1 protein-coding gene is annotated in these 1,657 nt (G+C 58.5%); it reads right to left on the bottom strand.

Features of this window, described 5'->3' with window-relative positions; translation table 11 throughout:
- Positions 1-162: 162 nt before the first annotated feature.
- On the bottom strand, positions 163-1,602 hold the full coding sequence (locus AYK65_RS31360; protein ID WP_081163232.1) for an IS1182 family transposase: 1,440 nt from the start codon (positions 1,600-1,602) through the stop codon (positions 163-165).
- Positions 1,603-1,657 lie beyond the last annotated feature (55 nt).

Genomic DNA, 1,657 nt, shown 5'->3' with positions numbered 1-1,657 from the left:
CTGGCTGTGTAAAAACGCTGATGCCATGGCCAATTGTGGGATATGGCGTAGCTCAAGCGTCATGGTAGGCGGTTTTGCCTTCGAGCGCCCTCCAGATGCCGAATAGGGCTCTAAATCGGCGTTCGACGAGAGCGTTTCATGCAAGCGTGATAGGCGAGGCTATTATCCCCGTATTGCCGCCACCAGTGCCTTGGAGCCGATGATGTTCATGACCCGGGTCATGTTGTAGGCGAGTACGTGCAGCGCCATCTCCGCGCGCACGTTCGGCAGGCGCTTGGTGAGGAAGTGCGTGGCTCCCATCCATGATTTGATCGTCCCGAAGGGGTGCTCGGCGGTCACGCGGCGTTGCCGCATCTTATCAGGATCAGCATCAAGCCTTGCCTGCATCGCCTCAAGGTGATGCTCCTGCTCCCAACGCTGAATGCGCCGATACTTGCTGGTCGTGCACTTGGACCGCATGGCGCAGCTTGGACAGTTGCTCGACCAGTAGCGCCGGATCATCAGGTCCGCCTCTTCTCGCGTGTACCGATAGATCAACCGTTCGCCGGCCGGGCAGAGATAGACATCCTCGTCGTTGAGATACCGGAAGTCCTGCTTGACGAAGAGCCCCTTGATCCGATTGGCCGACGTCATGGGCTTGGGCATGGTCACCGTGATCTTCTGCTCGACGCAGGCGAGAACCTCTTCGCTGTTGAAGTAACCGCGGTCAGCCACGACCTCGAGATGGTCTGCCTCAAAGGCTTGCTTGCTGGCCTTGGCCATATTGGCAAGTTGCGCCCGGTCGTTGCCGACATTGGTCACTTCATGGGCAACGATGAGGTGATGTTCGGTGTCGACTGCGGTCTGAGTGTTGTAGCCGACCATGCCCGAGCCTCGGCCGCTGGTCGCCATTGACCGGCTATCGGGATCGGTGAGCGATACCTGCTGGTCGGGCGTTTCCAGCATCTTCTTTTCGATCTCCTTGAGCCGAACCATCTCCTGTCGAAGCCGTTCAACCTTCTCCTGCAGGCGCTCGATCTTGGCGGCATGAATGTCGTCGCGCTCCTGCCGGTCGGCGCTGTCCATCTGGTGGAGATATCGGGCAACGCTCTCTTCGATCTGCTCCATGCGCCGCGCCAGCTTGCCCTTGGTGAAGTTCCGGTCTCGGTTGTTGACCGCCTTGAACTTGCTGCCGTCGATCGCAACACTCGGCTTGGCAAGAAGCCCTATCTCGCGGCATAGCCGCACAAAGCGGGTACAGACCTTCTTGATGGCACCACCGTTATCGCGTCGAAAATCGGCGATGGTCTTATGGTCAGGCACAAGACGCCCAACCAGCCACATCACCTCGATGTTGCGTCCAGCTTCGCGTTCGAGACGCCGGCTCGACTGGATTCGGTTCAGATAGCCGTAGATGTAGAGCTTGAGCAGGATCGAGGGATGATAACCTGGGCGCCCGGTATTGCTTGGCTCACAGCGCACGAATCCGAGATCGGCCAGATCGAGCTCATCAACGAATACGTCCACCACCCGAACTGGGCTATCCTCATGCACCCAGTCATCCAACTGCTCGGGAAGCAGTGTACCCTGGCTCCTGTCGACACCCTCGATATACCGCTTCATGAAGCCCCCTCGACTCATGTCAAAGGGTATCATGTTCGGCGTTTTCACACAGCCT

The sequence above is a fragment of the Ensifer aridi genome, from assembly GCF_002078505.1.
GTDB lineage: Bacteria > Pseudomonadota > Alphaproteobacteria > Rhizobiales > Rhizobiaceae > Sinorhizobium > Sinorhizobium aridi.
Note: the sequence above shows the minus strand (reverse complement) of the source record. Positions and strands in the feature narration are given on the sequence as shown.